Genomic DNA, 19,866 nt, shown 5'->3' on the forward strand with positions numbered 1-19,866 from the left:
AGTCAAGCATGGCTTTTTCCGTGTGAGCGGGCGTGGAACCCGCGTCGGCGCGGCCTCGTTGAGCGCGCAGGACGTCCCCTACTTCGCCTGCGCCGACATGTTCTCCTTTTTGACCGAATTCACACGCGATCCGAATAGCACGTACACCGTCCTCGTGATGGATGAGGAGGGCATGGAGCAGCCGCGCCCCTACCGGGTGCGCCCGAAGCGCCTGCTGATGTGGTGGACGGGCACGGCGCTGGCGCTGGCGCTGGCGCTGCTCTCGCTCGTGATCTTCACGCCGTTGCGCGAGTGGATCCCCGGCTACGGCACCGCCGAGATGCAGCGGAGCGCCCGGCTCAATGCGCTCCGCCTGGCGGCCATGCAGGATTCGCTGGCCATGCAGCAGCAATACATGAGGCAGCTTCGGAACTTGATGCTGGGGCAGATCGACTCTTCGCTGGTCGGCGGCGAGCGAGCGCCCGAGCCGACGCTCGCCGTCTCGGGCGAACTGGCCGAGGTGGCCGCCGACCCGCTCTCCGAGGATTGGTCCGACCACGAGCAGCCCGCCCTCTCCCTCGAACGCCTCCCCGCCGCCGAGACGCCGCCGGTGACGCCCGTCTCCACGGCAGGCGAGCGTTACCTGACCCGCCTTCGCTTTCCCGTGCTGCCGCCCGTGAACGGCTTCCTCACCCGCGGCTTCGACGCTCGCACCGGGCACTATGCCATCGACCTCGCCGTAGAAGAGGGCAGCGTGGTGCGCGCCGTCGGCGATGGACACGTGATCTTTGCCGACTGGACGCACGAAGGCGGCTTCACCCTGGCGATTCAGCACGCCGACGGCTACGTCTCCGTCTACAAGCACAACCAGCGCCTGCTCAAACGCGTCGGCGACCGGGTGCGCGACCGTGAGGCCATCGCGCTCAGCGGCAACTCCGGCGAGATCACCACCGGGCCGCACCTGCACTTTGAACTGTGGCACAACGGGCTGGCTCAGGATCCCCGGCTCTATTTTCTCGGGCTCTGAGCCGCACCCGAGGCCTCGCATCCCCCCGAAAACAATGGCTCTATTTCGCAAACCAACCAACCGGCAGACACAGTCCATGGCACGACAGGCGAACGTTCCCGCACCTGCACAAATCAACATGATCGGCGAGGGCGCCGTGTTCGAAGGCACGTTGCGTGCGAAAAGCGACGTGCGCGTCAGCGGACGGATCATCGGCAAGCTCATCGTCGAGGGCAAGGCGATCCTGGCTCAGGAGGGGATCATCGAGGGCGAACTGGTGGCGACCAGCGCCGACGTGGCCGGGCGCATCGAGGGCGAGATCCACGTGAAGGAGCGCCTGCTGCTGAAAGGCTCGGCCCGCATCGACGGCAACGTTTCGACGGCGCGTCTGGTGGTCGAGGAAGGCGCGATGTTGAACGGCGAATGCAAGATGGGTCGGCTGGAGGAAGGCCGGGCCGCCGCGCTCAAACAGAACGGCGCAGCGGCCGCTCCCCCCCGAAATGCCGAAGACAAAAATGCCGAAAACAAAGACGCCCGATAAGGAGCCGCCCCGTCGGCCTTCCTCCGCTTCTCCAGAGGAGTGGCGCGCCGGCCTCCGGACGGCAGGGCCGTATCTGGGGCTCGGTATGCAACTGGCCTTCACGATGCTCTTCTTCGTGGGGCTGGGCTACCTCCTGGATCGCTGGCTCGGAACCTTGCCGTGGTTTCTCATCGGCGGGGCCGTGGTGGGCATGACGGCGTTTTTCATTCAGCTTTTCCGCGTCAGCGCCGAAATGAGCGCGCAGGCAAAGATGGAGCGCGAACGCAGGCTGGCGGCGCGCCGGCGGCGGGAACGCGGGGAAGAGGACGACCCGGCGTCGTGAAGAGGGCGCGCCTCGGGAGGGCTCCTCATCATATCTTCTTGCATTCACCCACTATTGCCCGTCCTTTCATTCATAATTCATTGCGCCGTATCGATCCCCTTGGGCGTTTCTGCGTAGTTTTGCGTGCTGCCTTTGAAGGCGAGCCGACACGAAACCATTAGCGCCTCAAGATGACTGCGGATCTCTGGTTGAGCATAAGTCTGGGGGCAGGTATCGGGCTGGCGTATGGGGGATTCAGCTATCTGACTTACCGGCGCGCGCTGTCCGCCTCGAAACGGCGTTTTCAGGTGATCGTCTGGGGCGGCATGCTGATTCGTATGTTTGCGGCGCTGGCGCTGATCGCGCTCATCGTGGCGCTGGCGCCGGTTCGACCCCTGGCGTTCGTCGGGGCCTTCTTTGCCGTCTTTGCGTTGTCGCTGGCCCTTGAAGTGTTCTTCTTACACCGCACGCCGCTGGCCGGGCCGCCTGTCGATTAATAGGCCGTCGGTGACGTCTGCCGTCCGGACGCTGTTTTTTCTGGAGTATGATGCATCCTTACTATAAAAACGTCCTGATCCTGCTCGTGGCGCTGCTGGCCTTGCCGGTCGGCGCGCGTGCGCAGGAGCATGAGTCGGAAGGGGGGATGAACCCCATTCACCACGTGACGGACGGCTACGTGCTCGACTTCGAGCCGTTCGGCGAGGTCGAGTTGCCGCGCATTTTCGTCGTGCGTCGCGCCGACGGGAGTCTGGGCGTGGACGTCTACGGCTCGACGCACGCCGCATGTGCGTCGGGGGAATACGTGCCGGCGACGGAGGAGGCGCACGAACCCGCCGGGATGGAGGAAGGGACGGAGGCGCACGGCGGGGCGGAGGAAGCCGGGGCCGAGTGCCTGGAGGCGGAACTCGTGCCGGCCGCCGGTCGGCTCATCGCCGACCTTTCGATCTCGCGGCATCTCGTCTTTGCCTGGATCGGCGCGCTCATCGTGCTGCTCATCTTCGTCAGCCTGGCCCGTCGCTACGAGCGCGGCGTCGGGCGGGACACGGCGCCCCGGGGCGCTTTCCAGAACCTCTTCGAGACGCTCATCGTCTTCGTGCGCGACGACATCGCCCGGCCCAACCTCGGCGACAAGTACCGGCGCTACCTGCCCTATCTGCTGACCATCTTCTTCTTCATCCTGACGTGCAACCTGCTGGGCCTGGTGCCCTTCGGGATGACGGCCACCTCCAACATCGCAATCACGGGAGTGCTGGCGACCTTCACCTTCCTTCTGACGCAGCTCGGCGGCACGAAGGATTACTGGAAGCATATTTTCTGGCCGCCCGGCGTGCCCACGCTCGTCAAGCCGATCCTGATCCCGGTCGAGATCCTGGGATTGTTCACGAAGCCGTTCGCGCTCGCCATTCGTCTTTTTGCGAACATGACGGCGGGGCACCTGGTCATTCTCAGTCTGATCGGCCTCATCTTCACGTTCGGCAGCCTCTTCGGCGCGGGGGCGGGCTACGGCGTCGCGCCGGTGAGTGTGGCTTTCTCGCTCTTTATCTACCTGCTCGAACTGCTGGTGGCCTTCATTCAGGCCTATATCTTTACGATGCTCTCGGCGCTCTTCATCGGGATGGCCGTCGAGGAGCATCATCACGAAGGCCATGAAGACTACGGTCTGCAGTCTCTGGCGACCCTCGAACACCCCACGCCGATCCTCGTCGGGCAAGACGGCGATCAGGCGCACGCCGCTGTGGCGGAGCCGGCTCCGGCTCACTAGACCCGGAGCGCGTGGTTATAGAAGCACCCTAACCGTACCGTCAACCAACACCACGATACAGGAGAACCCATGGAACCGACAGCTTTAGCATACCTCGGCGCAGGGATTGGCGCTGGTCTCGTTGCGCTCGGCGCAGGCCTCGGCATCGGTCGGCTGGCCGGCCCCGCGATGGAGGGCTCGGCGCGCCAGCCCGAAGCCGCCGGCGACATCCGCACGTCGATGATTATCGCCGCCGCCCTGATCGAGGGTGTGGCGCTTTTCGGACTGGTGATCTGCGTGCTGCTGGCGATCAAGTAAGCTCGCCCGGCACACCGCATCGTCCGCACCATAGCGCTCCGGCCCCTGCCTCCGGGCAGGGTCGGCAGCTCCCCGGCAGGCCTCACCGCCTCTCGGGGAGCTGTTTCCGCCTGTGGCCGACGCCCACTGTTTTTAACCGACTCTCGCAGAGGGAATAACGATGTACGACATCCTAGCCGCGGGGCTGCTCTCGCCGAACGTCGGCCTGATCTTCTGGATCACGGTCACGTTTTTGCTCTTGCTCTTGCTCTTGCGTCGCTACGCCTGGGGGCCGATCCTCAAGGCCCTCGACACGCGCGAACGCAAGATCGAAGAGGCGATGGCGCGGGCCGAGCAGGCGCTTGCCGAAGCGCGAAAGATCCAGGCCGACAACGACCGCGCCCGCCGCGAAGCCGAGCAGGAGGCCCAGCGCATCCTGCGCGAAGCCCGCGAAGCCGCCGAGCACCTGCGCACCGAAGAGGTCGAGAAGACGCGCGCGCAGATCCGCCAGATGCAGGAACAGGCGCAGGCCGAGATCGAGCGCGAAAAACAGAGCGCCCTCGACGCCCTCCGCGCCGAGGTGGCCGACCTGGCCATCAGGGCGGCGGAAAAGATTCTCCACGAGAACCTGGACGCGGCGCGGCAGCGCAAGCTCGTCGATGCGTTCATCGACGAGCTTCCCAAGAACTGAATGAGCAACGTTGCGACGTTCGAACGTTTTGACGTTGGTGAAAATCGATGAGCGAAATCACCATTGCCCGGCGTTATGCGCAGGCCCTCTATGAGGCCGCCGAAGCGGCCGGTCGCGTCGAGCAGGTCGATGCGGACGTGGCTATGATCCAGGCCGCTCTCGCCGCCTCGCGGGAGCTGCGGCGGTTCTTCGGGAGTCCCGTCATCTCGCGCGAGAAGAAGCGGACCGTCGTGGAGAAGCTCTTCGGCGGGCGCGTCGCGCCGGTGACGCTCCGCTTTCTGCAACTGCTCGTCGAGAAGCGGCGCGAGGCTCTTTTCCCCATGGTGGTGAAGGCCTACGGCGCGCTCCGGGACGAGCGTCTCGGCATCGTCGAGGCGAAGGCGAAGGCGGCGCAACCCCTCACGGACGACGAAGCGCGGGCGCTCGCGCAGGCGCTCGAAAAGATGACCGGGCGGCGCATCCGCATGGACGTGGAACAGGCGCCCGGACTGATCGGCGGCGTGGTCATTCGTGTGGGCGACACCGTCTATGACGGCAGCGTGCGGCATCAGCTCGAAAGCCTCCGCGAACGACTCGAACACGGCTCGTTTTTGAACAACTGAGCAAAGGCCGGGCGAACCGGCCAGAGCGGAGCCGCAAGTTTCTCAAGACCAGCAACCCTTTAGATAGAGACCAACCATGGCAACGGCGATTCGACCCGACGAGGTGACGGCGGTCCTCAAACGCGAACTGGGCGGCTTCGAAGCCGAAACGGACGTCTATGAAGTGGGCACCGTGCTCCAGGTGGGCGATGGTATCGCGCGCATTTACGGCCTGTCGAACGTGCAGGCGAGCGAGCTGATCGAGTTCCCCAGAAGCGGGGTGACGGGCATGGTGCTCAACCTCGAAGAGGACAACGTCGGCGCGGTGCTCTTCGGCGAAGTCGATTCGGTGAAGGAAGGCGACGAGGTGCGGCGCACCAGGCGCATCGCTTCCATCGAGGTGAGCGAAAGCATGCTCGGACGCGTCATCGACCCGCTCGGCACGCCCATCGACGGCCTCGGCGTGCTCACCGGCGAGAAGTACGAGATGCCGCTCGAACGCAAGGCGCCGGGCGTCATTTATCGCGAGCCGGTGAAAGAGCCGCTCCAGACCGGGCTGAAGGCCATCGACTCGATGATCCCGATCGGACGCGGCCAGCGTGAGCTCGTCATCGGCGACCGACAGACCGGCAAGACGGCCGTGCTCGTCGATACGATCATCAACCAGAAATCGACGCACGAGACCGACAGTCCGGTCTACTGCATCTACGTGGCCGTCGGGCAGAAGAACTCGACCGTGGCGCAGGTGCGCCGCGCCCTCGAAGAGAACGGCGCGATGGCCTACACGGTGATCGTGAATGCGCCGGCCTCGGCTCCGGCGCCGCTTCAGTACATCGCGCCCTACGCCGGCGCGTGCATCGGCGAGTACTTCCGGGATACGGGCCGCCACGCGCTCGTCATCTACGACGACCTCTCGAAGCAGGCCGTCGCCTATCGCCAGGTGTCGCTGCTCCTGCGCCGACCCCCGGGCCGCGAAGCCTATCCCGGCGACGTGTTCTACCTCCACAGCCGCCTGCTCGAACGCGCCGCCAAAATCAACGGCAGCGACGAGGTGGCCCGCCAGATGAACGACGTGCCGGCCTCGATCAAGGACCTCATCAAGGGCGGAGGCTCGCTGACGGCGCTCCCGGTCATCGAAACGCAGGCGGGCGACGTCTCGGCCTACATCCCGACGAACGTGATCTCGATCACCGACGGGCAGATCTACCTCGAAGCCGACCTGTTCAACGCCGGTGTGCGCCCGGCCATCAACGTCGGCATCTCGGTCAGCCGCGTCGGCGGCAACGCGCAGATCAAGGCGATGAAGAAAGTGGCCGGCACGCTCCGCCTCGACCTGGCGCAGTACCGCGAACTCGAAGCCTTCGCCAAGTTCGGCTCCGACCTCGACCCGGCCACGCAACGCCAGTTGCTCCGGGGCGAGCGCCTCGTCGAGGTGCTCAAGCAGGGCCAGTACGATCCGATGCCGGTCGAGCATCAGGTGGCCATCATCTATGTCGCCACGCAGGGCCTGCTCGACGACGTCCCGGTAAACCGGGTCAAGGACTTCGAGAACGACTTCCACGAGCGGCTCAAGCTTCAGCACGCCGAGGCGCTCGCCTCCATCCGTGAAACGGGCGTGATGAGCGACGAGGTCGCCGAGGTCTTCCGGAAGGTGGCCGAGGATCTGGCCAAACTCTATTCGGAGAAGTAACGCGCCGGAAACCGCGACGCCGCGCGGCCCATGAGGCCGGCTCCGGCGCGCATCACGTTTTAGGTTCTACCCTATGGCAAGCCTTCGCGACATACGGAACCGGATCGTTTCGGTGCAAAACACGCAGCAGGTGACGCGCGCCATGAAGATGGTGTCCGCGGCGAAGCTGCGGCGCGCCCAGGAACGCATCTTCCAGACCCGCCCCTACGCCTATAAGATCGGCGAGATCATCAGCCATCTCAAAAGCCAGATCGACCCGGCGACGCACGTCCTGTTCATGCCGCGGGAAAAGACCGACGGCGCGCTCGTGGTGGTGGTCACCGCGGACCGTGGCCTGGCCGGCGCCTTCAATACGAACATCATCAAAGTGGCCGAGCAGACCATCGCGGAGCGGTATCGGGAGATCCACGAGCAGGGCAACCTGTACCTGATCTGCATCGGACGCAAGGGACACGAGCATTTCCAGAAGCGCGGTTACCGGCTCGTGGGCGACTTCCGGGGCGTCTTCGATCACCTCTCGTTCGACACCGTGCAGGAGGTCGTCCGCCTCGTCATCGACGGCTACCTCGAAGACCGGTGGGACGTGGTGGATGTGGTCTATAACGAGTTCAAGAACACGATCTCGCAGAACCGCATCGCCGAGCCGTTCCTGCCGCTGCGCGGGGAACAGTTCACCACGCCGGTGATGGAGCGCACCGTGACGCACCGGGCCGAGCTGAAGGAAGGGCAGGCCGTGGACTACATCTTCGAACCCGACGCCCGCACCATCCTCGACGAACTCGTGCCGCGTTATCTCAACTATCAGCTCTGGCGCGTATTGCTCGAATCGAACGCCGCCGAACAGGGCGCGCGCATGGTGGCGATGGACAACGCCACCACGAACGCCGAAGAGCTGATCCGCGACCTCCGGCTGAAGTATAACCGGGCGCGCCAGGACGCCATCACGAAGGAACTCATCGAGATCACCAGCGGCGCCGATGCGCTGGAGAGCAGCTGAGCCGGAACGCCCACGTTTAGATGCGAAAGGTCGCCCCTGTCCGGGGCGGCCTTTTTTCGTTTCCGCGCCCGCGAAGAGACCTGCATTTTTCTTAAGGTGGTTCCAAAGTATCCGATGCCTCGGGTAACCTTAGCCTCTATGTCCATTCAGCAAAGCGTCGGCTATGAACGTTCTCAAACACTTCTTTGATTTCAAAAGCATCAGGCATAAAATCGCCCTCGCGGCCGGTATTCTCGTAGCCGGTCCGATCCTCACCATCGGCCTGATCAACGTCCGTCAAACCTCAAGCGTCCTCGAACATCAGATCGAACAGCAACTCGTTCAGCAGGCGAACATCGTCGAGGGACGGGTGGACGATTTTTACCGGCTCATCCGGCGGAATGCCGCGGCGATGGCGCTCAATGATAATCTGAAGGCCTACGTCGAGCGAGCGTCGCGGTATGGCGCGTCGCGGGTGCCCACGCGGTATGCGAGGGCGGCGGCGCGACAGCTTCAGCAATATCAGGAAGCGCACTGGGGACCCTTTCACCACATCATGCTGGCCAATGCCGACGGGGAGATCATCCTGAGCCCGAACCGGACCCCGGACCTCTCGCCGAGCGGCCACTTCGGCGACGACCTCTCCGAGTCGCCTTTTTTCAAGGAAGCGCTCGACCACGCCGTCACGACGGACTTCTTCGGGTTCGAGGAGAAGGACCATTATCATCAACTCCTGCTTCAGCCCGTGAAAGTGGACGGCGAGACGCTGGGCGTGCTGGTCTTCGAAGTCTCCATCGATTACCTAAACGGCCTGCTCAATGAGGATCACGGCGATGCCGCGCCGCACATTTTCATGGCTACGCTGGAGGGCCGGGAGGTGCGTTCCGCCAAAGAAGAGGACGTGCGCCACGACGGCCCCGTGCTCGATGCCGCGAAGAAGGGGAGCGTGGTCGGTTTCTTTCCCGGCGCGGACGGAAAAGAACGGTTCGGTTATTACAAGCGCGCGCTCGATTATCCATGGGTGTTCGGGCTTACCGTGGACAAGGCCATGGCCTTTGCGCCGGTGACCGAGAGCATGCGGACGATGATCACATTCATTCTTTTCAGTCTGCTCATCACCGGTTTTCTGGTGTTTTTCCTGACCGGGCGGATCTCGGGGCGGCTGAGAAAGATCGCGGGGGTGGCCGAGGAGATCGCCGGGGGCAAGCTGGACCTCCGGCTCGAGCCCGGCGCCAACGACGAGATCGGGCGGCTGGCCCAAAGTTTCAACAAGATGGCGCATCACGTGCAGCTGCGCCTGCTGGCGCTGGAGACCGCCATCGAGGCGGCCCGGGAGTTCGACAGAGACCTGAACAGCCGGGAAGGGCATCGCAGGATTCTTCGGGGCGCGAAGGAGATCGCTTCGGCGAAATACGCGGCCTTCGGCGTGCTCGACGAAGAGGGGAAGCTGAAAGACTTCCTCACCGAGGGAATGTCGGAGGCGGAGATCGCGCGGATCGGCCATTACCCCGAGGGCAAGGGGTTGCTCGGGCACTTGCGTGACATGAAGGGCGCGCTGCGGCTCGAGGACATGTCGGAGCATCCCGCCTCGGAAGGGTTCCCGCCGGGGCATCCGCCGATGAAGAGCCTTCTGGCCGTGCCCATCCGGCACGGGGGCCGACTGCTGGGCACGCTTTACCTCTCGGACCGGGAAGAAGGCGACGAGCCCTTCACGGAAGAGGAGGAGGTGCTGGTGCGGTTGCTGGCCGACATGTCGTCGGTGAGCATGGCCTCGCGGCGCGCCCGGCGGGCGATGCAGGAGCAGGAGGCCTACCTGACGCACAGCGTCGAGCAGATCCTTGCGGCCATGGACCGCTTCGCCGACGGCGATCTCGAAGCGCATCTGGAGAACGCGCAGGTGGAAGTCATCGATCATCTGTATGAAGGGTTCAACCGGGCCGTGAGCCGCATCCGCGGGCTGATCCAGGAAGTTGCCGAGGCGGCTTCGAGCACGGCAAGCGCCGTCGAAGAGATCGGCGCTTCGACGGAGACGCTGGCCTCGAGCACGAGCGGGCAGACGGCGCAGTCGCAGGAGGTGGCCGCCGCCATCGAGGAGATGACGCACACCATCTCGGAGAACGCGCAGACGGCCACGTTCACCGCCGAAGCCGCCGGGCAAAGCGGCGCGCTGGCGCAGGAAGGCCGCACGGTGGTGCAGCGGACGGTCGAACTGATCGAAGAGATCGTCTCGTTCGTGGGCGAGTCGGCGGAAGCCGTCGAGGAACTGGGCGCTTCGGGACAGCGCATCGGCGAGATCACGGCCGTCATCGAGGAGATCGCCGAGCAGACGAACCTGCTGGCGCTCAACGCCGCCATCGAGGCGGCGCGCGCCGGCGAGCATGGACGCGGCTTCGCCGTCGTGGCCGACGAGGTGCGCAAGCTGGCCGAACGCACCACCGACGCCACGCGACAGATCACCGAGATGATCGACAGCGTTCAGCGCGAAACCACGGCGGCGGTCCGGACGATGCGCACCGGCAACGAAAAGGTCCGGCGGGGACGCGAGATGGCCGGTGAGGCCGGAGCCGCGCTCGACAAGATCGTCGATCAGGTGGAGCGCGTGCTCGACTGGGTCAATCAGATGGCGGCGGCGACCGAAGAGCAGTCTTCCACGAGCGCCGAGATGGCGCGGAGCATCGAACTGATCGCCGAGGATACGGCGAAGGTCGTCCAGGAGATCGGACAGATCGACGGCGCCACGAAGGAACTCTCGCGCCTGACGACGAGCCTGATCTCGGCCGTGGGCAAGTTCAAGATGTCGCACGACGCTTCGCACGCGCCCCGGGCGGACCGTCCGCCGGCCGCCCGCGCTTCCGCCCCTGAAGTCCGGCGCGGCGCGCCGCACTACGAGGGCTGAGGCCGGTTCCTCGAGGCCTTCCGGGCCGTTCGGGCGCGCGCCGCCCGGACGGCCCGGTCGTGTCGGCGCGCCCCCCACACCCGCCCCGCGCTTAGGCGACGGCGGCTTGCTGCTCTTCCTGATGCACGTGTGCGCTGCCGGTGGCCGGGCTGGCGCTGGCGGGCCGGCCGACGTAGCCGACGCGGTGCTCGCAGTCGCCGTGGAGCGCTTCGAGCAGCCCGTCGAGGCGGTAGCGGAGGAAGTTCCACGCGCCCATGTTGGCAGGCTCTTCCTGCACCCACACCACGTCCTTCACGTTCCGATACCGTTCCATCTGGCTGCGGATCTCGTCTTCGGGGAACGGATAGTATTGCTCGATGCGGGCAATGGCCACCTTGTCCCGTCGGTCCTCGTTTTTCTGAAGCGCCTGGAGGAGGTCGTAATACACCTTGCCCCCGCAGAAGAGGAGCCTTTCGGCGGTGGCGGGGTCGGCCTCGGCGGGATACACCGGGTGGAAGCCCTGCGCGCTGAAGTCGTCCGGGTCGGAGACGGCCAGCGGATGGCGCAGAAGGCTCTTCGGAGACATCACCACGAGGGGCCGGCGCACGGGGCTTTTGACCTGTCGCCGGAGCGCGTGGAAGAAGTTGGCCGGCGTCGTAAAGTTGCCCACGATCATGTTGTCCTCGGCGCAGAGCTGGAGGAAGCGTTCGAGGCGGGCCGAGGAGTGCTCCGGTCCCTGTCCTTCATAGCCGTGGGGCAGGAGGAGGACGAGGCTGCTCTGCTGCCCCCACTTCTCGGCCGCGGCCGAGAGGAACTGGTCGAAGATGATCTGCGCGCCGTTGGCGAAGTCGCCGAACTGCGCTTCCCAGAGCACGAGCGCGCGGGGATCGGCCACGGAGAAGCCATATTCGAAGCCGCAGACGGCATACTCCGAGAGGAGGCTGTCGTAGATCGTCAGTTCGGCCTGCCCCTCGCGGATGTGGTTGAGCGGGATGTACTCCTGGCCCGTCTCCTGATCGTAGAGGACGGCGTGGCGGTGGCTGAAGGTGCCGCGCCGGGAGTCCTGCCCGCTCAGGCGCACCTTCGTGCCTTCGATCAGGAGCGAGCCGAAGGCCAGCGCCTCACCCAGCCCCCAGTCGATCCGGCGCTCTTCGAAGAAGAGCTTCTCGCGCCGCTGAAACTGCCGGAGGAGCTTCTTGTGGATGTGGAACGTGTCCGGGAAGTGCGTCAGCGCTTTCACGATGGCTTCGAGCGCTTCCCGCGGCGCGCGCGTGTCCACCGCCGCCGGGGCGGGGCGGGACTTTTGCTCCGGAGGCGGGGCCGCCCGGTCCTCCTCTTTGGCTTCGAGGGCCTTCGTTCGCGCGAAGGCTTCCTGCAGGCGGGCGCGGTAGTCGTCGAGCATATGCTCGGCTTCTTCCGGCTTCATGTCGCCGCGGCGGAGCAGCAGTTCGGTGTAGATCTTCCGGACCGAACGTTTGGCCTCGATCTTCCGGTAGAGGAGCGGCTGCGTGTACGTCGGTTCGTCGCCCTCGTTGTGGCCGCGCACGCGGTAGCAAAGCATGTCGATAACGACGTCTTTGTTGAAGACCTGGCGGTAGTCGAGGGCCAGGCGGGCCACGCGGATGCAGGCTTCCGGGTCGTCTCCGTTGACGTGGAAGATGGGGGCCTGGATCATGCGGGCGACGTCGGTGGCGTACGTGGAGCTGCGGGCGTCCTGCGGGCCGGTGGTGAAGCCGATCTGGTTGTTGATGACGATGTGGATGGTTCCGCCGGTGCGATAGCCCGGGAGCTGGCTCAGGTTGAGCGTCTCGGCGACGACGCCCTGCCCGGCAAAGGCGGCGTCGCCGTGGATGAGCACGGGGATGACGGCGTCGTGATAGTCCCCCGTCGGCGCTTCGACCTTCCGGGCGCGGAGCTGCTCCTGCTTGGCCCGCACCATGCCCTCGACGACGGGGTTGACGGCTTCGAGATGGCTCGGGTTCGAAGCCAGCGTCAGGTCGATCTTTGCGCCGCTCGGCGCCTCGTGCACCGCGCGCGCGCCGAGGTGATACTTGACGTCGCCCGAGCCTTGCATGGTGTTCGGGTCGAGGTTGCCTTCGAACTCGGAGAAGATCACCTCGTACGGCTTGTTCATGATGTTGGCGAGCACGTTCAGGCGTCCCCGGTGCGCCATGCCGATGACCACCTCGTGCACCTCCTGATCGGCGGCGTCGGAGAGGATCATGTCGAGCATGGGGATGACCGTCTCGGCGCCTTCGAGTGAGAACCGCTTGTGGCCGATGTACTTCGTGTGGAGGAACGTCTCGAAGGCCTCGGCGGCGTTGAGCTTCTGAAGCATGCGCAGCTTGGCCGCCTGCGAGATCGGCTCGACGCCGCGCACCGGCTCGATGCGCTCCTGAAGCCACCGCTTCTCGCCCGGGTCGGAGATGTGCATGAATTCGATGCCGACCTTGCGCGTGTACGTCTTCCGCACGATGTCGAGCACCTCGCGCAACGGCAGCACGTCGGCGCCGCCGAGCCCGCCCGTGACGAACTCGCGGTCGAGGTCCCAGATGGTCAGCCCGTACCGGGCGGGGTCGAGCTCGGGGTGGTACGCCCACTGGTATCCCAGCGGATTGACGTCGGCCTGAAGGTGGCCGCGCACGCGGTAGGCGCGGATGAGCTGGAGCACACGGGCCTGCTTGTGCACCATGTCCATCCCGGCGTCATGATGCACCCGGCCCACCTGCGGCGTGTTGTCCTTCGCAAAAGAGTAGGGCTGGTAGGGGATGTTCAGATGCCCGAAAATCTCCTCGTAAAAGTCGTGCCGGCCCAGGAGGAGTTCTTCGACGTACTTGAGGAACGCGCCGCTCTCGGCTCCCTGAATGATGCGGTGGTCGTACGTCGAGGTGATGCTCATCACCTGCGAGATGCCGGTCTTGCCGATGAGGTCGGGGGGGATGGCATAGTACTCGGTCGGATACCCGATGGCGCCGACGCCGACGATGACGCCCTGCCCCTGCATCAGGCGCGGCACGCTGAGCACGGTCCCGATCATGCCGGGGTTGGTGAGCGTGGCCGTCGTGCCTTCGAGGTCCGAGAGGTCGAGGCTGTTGGTGCGGGCGCGGCGGACGAGGTCGTTGTACCGGCCGATGAGCTGCGCGAAGGTCAGCCGGTCCGCGCCCTTGATGTTGGGCACGAGCAACGTGCGCTTGCCGCGTCGCTCCACGTCGATGGCGAGGCCGAGGTTGACCTGCTTCGGGATCACGTGCTGGGGCGTGCCGTCCTCGCGCCGGAAGATGGTGTTCAGGTTCGGATACGCCTTGAGGCCCTTCACGATGGCCCACGCGATCATGTGCGTGTAGGACACCTTGTCGCCGCCGACGTAGCGCTGATAGTCGTTGATGAGCGCCCGGTTTTCGGCGATGAGCTTGACCGGGACGGTGCGCACGGAGGTGGCGGTGGGCACCTTGAGGCTGGCCTCCATGTTCGCCGCGATGCGGGCGGCGGCCCCGCGCAGGGGCTTCACCTCGGCGCCTTCGGGGATGGGAACGGCGGGGATCTCCGGCTCCTGCACCGCGCCGTCGCCTCGCTCGGGCGGGCGCGCCACGGGCGGGGCCACCTCGGTCACGGCCGGCTGCTCCTCCACGCTCCGCGCCGCAACGAAAGAATCGTCGGGGCGATAGTCGGCGAAGAACTCGCGCCAGCTTTCACTGACGCTCTCCGGATCGGCCAGGTATTGACGATAGAGTTCTTCGATGTATCCGGTATTGAACCCAAGCGTACTCACAACGAAAGTCGGTTTGGTGGGAGAATCTTCAGATCTGCGAAACTACCGTACGATGCCCCCAAGGTAAGGATTCCGTCGCCGGGAAGGATACCACCCGAAATCGAAGAATCACGAAGAAAGGAGCGGCCTTCGCCTTTTTCGGCTCGCGCGTTTCCACGTCTCGGCGCTCGATGCCGGACGGCGGTCCGGTCGTCCTCACCAGCCGAGGCGACGGGCCAGCTCGGCGAAGGAGGCGACGGTGAGGTGGGCCCCGGCGCTGCGGAGCGCTTCGGCGTCGAAGGAGGAGGTCAGCCCGGCGACGCGACATCCGGCGGCGACGGCCGAGCGCACGCCGTTCGTCGAGTCCTCGATGACGAGCGTTTGCGCCGGGCGGGCGCCGAGGCGCTCCGTCGTCAGCCGGTACGGCTCGGGGTCGGGCTTGGCGCGCGTGACGTCGGCGGCCGTGACGACGGCGTCGAAGTAGGGGTGGAGGGCGAACGTGTCGAAGGCGAGGCGGAGGGTGGCGGGATCCGAGGAGGTGGTCAGGCCGAGGCGTCCGCACCGCTCGGCGGCCCGCCGGACGAAGGCGAGCGCGCCGGGGATCGGGCGCACGTCGCGAAGCAGGTCGAGGAAAATCCGACGTTTCTCGGCGATGAGCGCGTCCATGTCGAGACCGTCGGCGGCGCAGGCGCGGAACAGGTGCGCGAACGCCTCGCGCGTGGTGCGCCCCTTGATTTCGCGAAAGACCGACGGCGGCGCCTCGAGGCCATGCGCGGCAAAGACGATGCGCTCGGCCTCCTCATGGAGCGGCTCCGAGTCGATGAGGACGCCGTCGAGGTCAAAGATGACCGCCTCGGGGTTCGGAAGGAGCGGAGGCAAGGTTGGGACCATGGGAGCGGGAAGCAGGCGTATGGCTATGAAATCCTGAAGTTAAGATAGCTTTCCGTGTTCCGATAATACCGGTACACCATCGCAGTTTATCTGCGCTGCCACGTTTTACCTACGCCGCCACAGTTTACTCAGGAAATCCCCTTTCTTGTAATGAAGTCGATAAGAATTGCCCATCGCCTGGCGCTGGGCTTTGCCGTCCTGTTGCTTCTTTTTTGCGCCAACGGGCTGTTTTCGCTGAACCGGATGAATGACCTTGCGCGTCTGACCCGGGATCTGTACGATCATCCGATGACGGTGAGCAACGCCGTGCTGGAAGTCGAGAAAAACGTGCTGAAGATCCACCGGGCCATGAAGGACATTGCCCTGACGAAGGATCCGAAGCAGCTTGAAGTCTATCAGGAGCGCATAGCGGCCTACGAGAGGGAAGCCGAGGCAAAATTTGCGACCATCCGAGCGCAGTTTCTCGGAGACCCTTCCATGTATGAGGAGGCGATGGCCGCTTTTCACGACTGGAAGCCGATCCGCGACGAGGTGATCCGGCTCAAGCATGAAGGGAAAGAGGACGAAGCCGCCGCAATTACCCGGGGCAAGGGGGCGGATCAGGTAGCCCTCGTGGAACGGAGAATGGCGGCGCTCAGAGACTTTGCGCACGGGAAAGCCGCCGATTTCCTCGAAAGCGCTGAGGCGACGCGGCGTCGCACAATGATGCTCACGGTGCTGTCGTTGCTGGGTGTTCTTTGTTTCGGCAGTCTGCTTTCCGTATGGATCACGCGAGGCATCAAAGGTCCGGTGGCGCGTCTGGAACGAGCGGCGCAGGAGGTGGCGGCCGGCCGTCTGGACACCCACATCGCCGTGGAGCGTGAGGATGAACTCGGGCGTCTCGCGCAGACGTTCAACCTGATGATCGAGCGACTGAAAGCGGCCATGGACGAGGTCCGGTGTCAGAGCGAGGCCACCGAGGCCGCGTCCCGGGAAGCGGCCGCCGAGGCTCGCCGGGAGGTGCAGGCGCAGCAGGTCTATCTGGAAGCCCGGGTCAATGAGATGCTGGATCAGATGAACCGCTTCGCCTCGGGAGATTTGACGGTGGCCCTCGAGACCGCACGGGACGATGAGATCGGGCGGCTGTTCGAAGGCTTCAACCGGGCCGTATCCAACGTGCGGACCATGCTTCAACAGGTCCATACGTCCACCGCGGACGTGTCCGCCTCCTCACAACGCATTCAAACCTCGACCGAACGCCTGGTCCACGGGAGTCGAGCCCAGTCGGCGCAAGCCGCCGACATTGCGGCGGCCGCCGAAGAGATGAACCACACGATTGCAGAGACCGCGGGCGTGGCCGCCGAGACGGCGACGGCGGCGGTCCGAAGCCGCGAACACGCGCAACAGGGCGAAGCCGTCGTCCTCCGGACGCAGGACAAGATCCGTCGCATGGCGGAGACGAGCAGCGCAGCCATGGAAGCCGTCGAACGGCTCGGAGGGGCCAGCCGTGAGATCGGCAACGTGGTCTCCTTCATTGCTGAAATCACGGAGCAGACGAACCTGCTGGCGCTCAACGCGGCCATCGAGGCGGCGCGCGCCGGCGAGCAAGGCCGCGGCTTTGCCGTGGTGGCCGATGAAGTGCGCAAGCTGGCCGAACGCACGACCGACGCCACCGGACAGATCGACGAGATGGTCAAAACCATGCAGGCCGAGGTGGACCGCGTGGTGCGCCTGACCCGAAACGGGCAGGAGGAGATGACGCAGGGGTTGGAACTGGCGAACCAGGCCGGTGAGGCCCTCAAGGAGATCGTCGAACAGACGACACAGGTGGGCGCGTACATCGACCAGATCGCTTCCGCAAGTGATCAACAGGCCGCCACCAGCGAAGAGATCGCGCGCATCATCGAAGCCGTCTCGTCCGCTTTGCAATCCTCCGCCGAGAACATCGAGGAGATTGCCGACGTGGCCGGGGCCATGAATACGCTCATGGAAGCGCTGCGGCAACAGGTGAGCCGGTTCCGCCTCGAGACGGCGCCCCGCCCGCCCGTCGCCGCTCGGGAAACGGGGACGCGGGAACGGGCGGCTTCCCGAACCACCGGTCCCACCGTCCGGGAGGGCGCTCCGGCGGCCTAGCCCCTTCGGCGTCGAGACCTTTTCGCGCTCACCGCAGCCATCCCCGGGCGCGGTACCACGCGATGGTCTCGCGGATCCCCTCTTCGAGGGAGACCGTCTGCCGGTAGCCGAAGTGGCGGCGGGCCTTTTCGACCGAGCACATCTTGCAGGCGCGGCGGATCTCGCGGGCTTTCTCGCGGTTGAGCGGCGGATAAGCGCCGAAGAGCTTGCCGCCGATCTCGGCCACCGCTCCGATCACCTCGACGAGCGGGCCGGGCACGGGGATCGTGAGCGCCTTCTTCCCGAGCGCGGCCGTCGTGGCGGCTTTCACCTCGTTCCACGCATACTGCGCCTCGCTGCCGATGAAGTATGTCTCGCCGGCGGTGTCCGGGTGCTCGGCGGCGTCGATCATGCCGCGCACGAGGTCGCGGACGTGGACGAGGCTGAGGTCGGGCCGGTCGGCGTCGCCGATGACGGGACAGAGGCCCCGGTTGACGGTCTGGAAGAAGGTGAGGATGTCCGTTTCACGCGGGCCGTAGACGGCGGGCGGGCGCACGACGACGAGGGGCAACTCGGCATGATGCGGCGCGAGCGCCTCTTCCATCATCGCCTTGCTCTTGCCGTACCGGCTGATCGGGCGGAGCGGCGTGGTCTCGTCGGCGACGGGCACGTCGGCGGCTCCGACGGCGGCCAGGCTGCTCGTGACGAGCACCTTCGCCACGCCCGGGTTGACCGCGCGCACGGCCTCGAGCAGGCGGAGTGTCCCCCGGACGTTGGCTTCCTCGAAGGCCTCCCACGTCTGCGCCCGCGTCAGCCCGGCGACGTGGAAGACGTGGCTCACCCCGCGCACGCCCTCGCGGAGCGCCTCCGCATCGCCGAGGGCGCCGCGCACAGGGACGACGTCGAGCCCGTCGAGCCATTTGAGGCGGCTCCGCACGAGGCACCGCACCTCGCCGTAGCCCCGCTCCCGGAGCGCCTCGACGAGGTGGCTGCCGACGAAGCCGGTGCCGCCGGTGACGAAAGCGGTTTTCGTGTCGGAACTCATGCCTCCGGTCTCGCTCGCAGCTTCACCACGTTCTCGACGTGATGCGTGTGGGGGAAAAGGTCTACGGGTTGAACGGTTTCGATGGTGTACACGTCGCGGAGGAGGGCGAGGTCGCGGGCCTGCGTGAGGGGGTTGCAGCTCACGTAGACGAACCGCTCGGGCCTCAGACGCGCGATCTGCTCGACGACCTTTCGGTGCATCCCCGCGCGGGGCGGATCGGCGATGAGCACGTCGGGCCGCCCGTGCGTCCCGACGAAGGCGGGCGTGAACATCCGCATGAGGTCGCCGCTCGCGAACGTCACGTTCTCGACGCCGTTGGCCGCCGCGTTCGCCCGCGCATTCTCGACGGCCTCCTCGATGAGCTCCACGCCGATGACGTGTCGCACCCGGTCCGCGACGAAGATCGAGATCGTTCCCGCGCCGCAATACAGATCATACAGCAGGTCGTCCGGGCGGAGGTCGGCAAAGTCGCGGGCGGTCTCGTAGAGCCGCTCGGCCTGCCGCGTATTCGTTTGAAAAAAAGCATTCGGCGCGATCTCGAAGCGGTGCGGCCCGATCCGGTCGTGGATGACCCCGGGGCCGAAGATCGTGTGGATCGCCTCGCCGAAGGCCGTCTGCGCCACGCCCGTGTTGACGGTGTTGACGAAGGTGGTCACTTCCGGAAAGGCGTCGCGGAGGTAGTCGGCCATCGCAGCCATGCGTTCCTCGGCGAAGCCGTTCGTGACGAGGTTGACCATCACCTCGCCGGTATGGGCGCCCTGCCGGAGGACGAGGTGGCGGAGGAAGCCCTCGTGCCGCCGTATGTGCCACGGCTTCCATCCCTGCCCGCGCACGAACGTCCGCACGCCGTTGACGATCCGCACGCTCAGCTCGGACGGGAGATAGCACGCGCGGAGGTCGAGCACCTTGTTGAAGCTGCCGGGCACGTGAAGGCCGAGGGCGAAGCCGGTGTCGAAACGTTGGCCGGAGGCGATCTCGTCGGGGGTCAGCCAGCGCTCGGCGCTGAAAGAGAACTCCATCTTGTTCCGGTAGAAATACGTCTCCGGCGCGCCGAGCGTAGGCTGCACGTCCACATCCGGGAAGCCGCCGTGATGCGCGAGCGCCTCGGCGACACTCTGCCGCTTGGCCTCGCATTGCGCGGCATAATCGACGTGCTGCCATTTGCATCCGCCGCATACGCCGAAATATTCACAGCGGGGTTCGGTGCGCAGCGGGCTCGGCGTGAGCACTTCGAGCAGGCGCGCCTCGGCGTAGTTCTTCTTGCGTTTGAAGACGCGCGCGCGCACGCGGTCGCCCGGGACGGCCCCGGCCACGAAGACGACGTATCCGTCCCGGCGGGCAAGCGACTTGCCCCGGTCGGCGAACTTTTCGATGTCGAGGGTGACTTCGGTTCCTTTTTTCAAGAGCGGGGGA

Annotated in this window: 16 protein-coding genes; 12 read left to right on the forward strand and 4 right to left on the reverse strand. The window is 65.7% G+C overall.

Annotated elements, in window-relative coordinates; translation table 11 throughout:
* Nucleotides 1–97 precede the first annotated feature (97 nt).
* The 11 genes from AC1HIY_RS16185 to AC1HIY_RS16235 all read left to right on the forward strand — a co-directional run bounded on the left by AC1HIY_RS16185 (nucleotide 98) and on the right by AC1HIY_RS16235 (nucleotide 10,699).
* Entirely contained in the window at nucleotides 98–1,006 is a 909-nt protein-coding gene (locus tag AC1HIY_RS16185) for a M23 family metallopeptidase (protein WP_479577839.1), read from the forward strand.
* 76 nt (nucleotides 1,007–1,082) lie between these two features.
* Nucleotides 1,083–1,526 (forward strand): bactofilin family protein, encoded by a 444-nt coding sequence (locus AC1HIY_RS16190; RefSeq protein WP_479577840.1) that lies wholly within the window; start codon nucleotides 1,083–1,085, stop codon nucleotides 1,524–1,526.
* Entirely contained in the window at nucleotides 1,501–1,848 is a 348-nt protein-coding gene (locus AC1HIY_RS16195) for an AtpZ/AtpI family protein (protein ID WP_479577841.1), read from the forward strand. The genes AC1HIY_RS16190 and AC1HIY_RS16195 overlap by 26 nt, the downstream gene beginning before the upstream one ends.
* A 170-nt stretch (nucleotides 1,849–2,018) precedes the next feature.
* On the forward strand, nucleotides 2,019–2,324 hold the full coding sequence (locus AC1HIY_RS16200; RefSeq protein ID WP_479577842.1) for a hypothetical protein: 306 nt from the start codon (nucleotides 2,019–2,021) through the stop codon (nucleotides 2,322–2,324).
* 47 nt (nucleotides 2,325–2,371) lie between these two features.
* Nucleotides 2,372–3,589 carry a F0F1 ATP synthase subunit A gene (atpB, locus tag AC1HIY_RS16205; RefSeq protein ID WP_479577843.1) on the forward strand — a complete coding sequence of 406 codons (1,218 nt, stop codon included), beginning with the start codon at nucleotides 2,372–2,374 and terminating at the stop codon, nucleotides 3,587–3,589.
* A gap of 69 nt (nucleotides 3,590–3,658) precedes the next feature.
* Nucleotides 3,659–3,886, forward strand: coding sequence for an ATP synthase F0 subunit C (atpE, locus tag AC1HIY_RS16210; RefSeq protein WP_456424482.1), 228 nt, complete (start codon nucleotides 3,659–3,661; stop codon nucleotides 3,884–3,886).
* A 160-nt stretch (nucleotides 3,887–4,046) separates the two neighbouring features.
* Nucleotides 4,047–4,556, forward strand: a complete 510-nt coding sequence (atpF, locus tag AC1HIY_RS16215) for a F0F1 ATP synthase subunit B (protein WP_479577844.1) — start codon at nucleotides 4,047–4,049, stop codon at nucleotides 4,554–4,556.
* 47 nt (nucleotides 4,557–4,603) lie between these two features.
* Nucleotides 4,604–5,158 carry an ATP synthase F1 subunit delta gene (gene atpH / locus AC1HIY_RS16220; protein ID WP_479577845.1) on the forward strand — a complete coding sequence of 185 codons (555 nt, stop codon included), beginning with the start codon at nucleotides 4,604–4,606 and terminating at the stop codon, nucleotides 5,156–5,158.
* 76 nt (nucleotides 5,159–5,234) lie between these two features.
* A complete protein-coding gene (gene atpA, locus AC1HIY_RS16225) occupies nucleotides 5,235–6,827 on the forward strand; it encodes a F0F1 ATP synthase subunit alpha (protein ID WP_479577846.1) in 1,593 nt (530 codons plus the stop codon).
* A gap of 73 nt (nucleotides 6,828–6,900) precedes the next feature.
* The gene (gene atpG, locus AC1HIY_RS16230) at nucleotides 6,901–7,824 is read left to right on the forward strand and encodes an ATP synthase F1 subunit gamma (RefSeq protein WP_479577847.1); all 924 of its coding nucleotides are present in this window, start codon (nucleotides 6,901–6,903) and stop codon (nucleotides 7,822–7,824) included.
* A 163-nt stretch (nucleotides 7,825–7,987) separates the two neighbouring features.
* Complete coding sequence (locus AC1HIY_RS16235; RefSeq protein WP_479577848.1) at nucleotides 7,988–10,699, forward strand: methyl-accepting chemotaxis protein; 2,712 nt, start codon at nucleotides 7,988–7,990, stop codon at nucleotides 10,697–10,699.
* Nucleotides 10,700–10,790: 91 nt separating this feature from the next.
* Here the strand turns inward: AC1HIY_RS16235 and AC1HIY_RS16240 are convergent, their stop codons facing one another.
* Together AC1HIY_RS16240 and AC1HIY_RS16245 are read right to left on the reverse strand one after the other, a co-directional pair.
* Entirely contained in the window at nucleotides 10,791–14,447 is a 3,657-nt protein-coding gene (locus tag AC1HIY_RS16240) for a multifunctional oxoglutarate decarboxylase/oxoglutarate dehydrogenase thiamine pyrophosphate-binding subunit/dihydrolipoyllysine-residue succinyltransferase subunit (protein WP_479577849.1), read from the reverse strand.
* A gap of 195 nt (nucleotides 14,448–14,642) precedes the next feature.
* Nucleotides 14,643–15,305, reverse strand: a complete 663-nt coding sequence (locus tag AC1HIY_RS16245) for an HAD family hydrolase (protein ID WP_479577850.1) — start codon at nucleotides 15,303–15,305, stop codon at nucleotides 14,643–14,645.
* A 162-nt stretch (nucleotides 15,306–15,467) separates the two neighbouring features.
* Here AC1HIY_RS16245 and AC1HIY_RS16250 point away from each other — a divergent pair, with 162 nt between their 5' ends.
* On the forward strand, nucleotides 15,468–17,429 hold the full coding sequence (locus AC1HIY_RS16250; protein WP_479577851.1) for a HAMP domain-containing methyl-accepting chemotaxis protein: 1,962 nt from the start codon (nucleotides 15,468–15,470) through the stop codon (nucleotides 17,427–17,429).
* 28 nt (nucleotides 17,430–17,457) lie between these two features.
* Here AC1HIY_RS16250 and AC1HIY_RS16255 read toward each other — a convergent pair whose 3' ends face one another.
* Together AC1HIY_RS16255 and rlmD are read right to left on the reverse strand one after the other, a co-directional pair.
* On the reverse strand, nucleotides 17,458–18,453 hold the full coding sequence (locus tag AC1HIY_RS16255) for an NAD-dependent epimerase/dehydratase family protein (RefSeq protein ID WP_479577852.1): 996 nt from the start codon (nucleotides 18,451–18,453) through the stop codon (nucleotides 17,458–17,460).
* Nucleotides 18,450–19,856 (reverse strand): 23S rRNA (uracil(1939)-C(5))-methyltransferase RlmD, encoded by a 1,407-nt coding sequence (rlmD, locus tag AC1HIY_RS16260; RefSeq protein WP_479577853.1) that lies wholly within the window; start codon nucleotides 19,854–19,856, stop codon nucleotides 18,450–18,452. Before rlmD ends, AC1HIY_RS16255 begins: the two co-directional genes overlap by 4 nt.
* Nucleotides 19,857–19,866 lie beyond the last annotated feature (10 nt).

The organism is Rhodocaloribacter sp. (assembly GCF_056451265.1).

Excerpts from the sequence above, each read along its gene's own strand:
- atpH (WP_479577845.1), top strand. The coding sequence starts at position 4,604 with ATGAGCGAAATCACCATTGCCCGGCGTTATGCGCAGGCCCTCTATGAG.
- atpG (WP_479577847.1), top strand. The coding sequence starts at position 6,901 with ATGGCAAGCCTTCGCGACATACGGAACCGGATCGTTTCGGTGCAAAAC.
- AC1HIY_RS16235 (WP_479577848.1), top strand. The coding sequence starts at position 7,988 with ATGAACGTTCTCAAACACTTCTTTGATTTCAAAAGCATCAGGCATAAA.
- atpA (WP_479577846.1), top strand. The coding sequence starts at position 5,235 with ATGGCAACGGCGATTCGACCCGACGAGGTGACGGCGGTCCTCAAACGC.
- AC1HIY_RS16195 (WP_479577841.1), top strand. The coding sequence starts at position 1,501 with ATGCCGAAAACAAAGACGCCCGATAAGGAGCCGCCCCGTCGGCCTTCC.
- atpE (WP_456424482.1), top strand. The coding sequence starts at position 3,659 with ATGGAACCGACAGCTTTAGCATACCTCGGCGCAGGGATTGGCGCTGGT.
- atpF (WP_479577844.1), top strand. The coding sequence starts at position 4,047 with ATGTACGACATCCTAGCCGCGGGGCTGCTCTCGCCGAACGTCGGCCTG.
- atpB (WP_479577843.1), top strand. The coding sequence starts at position 2,372 with ATGATGCATCCTTACTATAAAAACGTCCTGATCCTGCTCGTGGCGCTG.
- AC1HIY_RS16185 (WP_479577839.1), top strand. The coding sequence starts at position 98 with ATGTTCTCCTTTTTGACCGAATTCACACGCGATCCGAATAGCACGTAC.
- AC1HIY_RS16200 (WP_479577842.1), top strand. The coding sequence starts at position 2,019 with ATGACTGCGGATCTCTGGTTGAGCATAAGTCTGGGGGCAGGTATCGGG.
- AC1HIY_RS16250 (WP_479577851.1), top strand. The coding sequence starts at position 15,468 with ATGAAGTCGATAAGAATTGCCCATCGCCTGGCGCTGGGCTTTGCCGTC.
- AC1HIY_RS16255 (WP_479577852.1), bottom strand. The coding sequence starts at position 18,453 with ATGAGTTCCGACACGAAAACCGCTTTCGTCACCGGCGGCACCGGCTTC.
- AC1HIY_RS16190 (WP_479577840.1), top strand. The coding sequence starts at position 1,083 with ATGGCACGACAGGCGAACGTTCCCGCACCTGCACAAATCAACATGATC.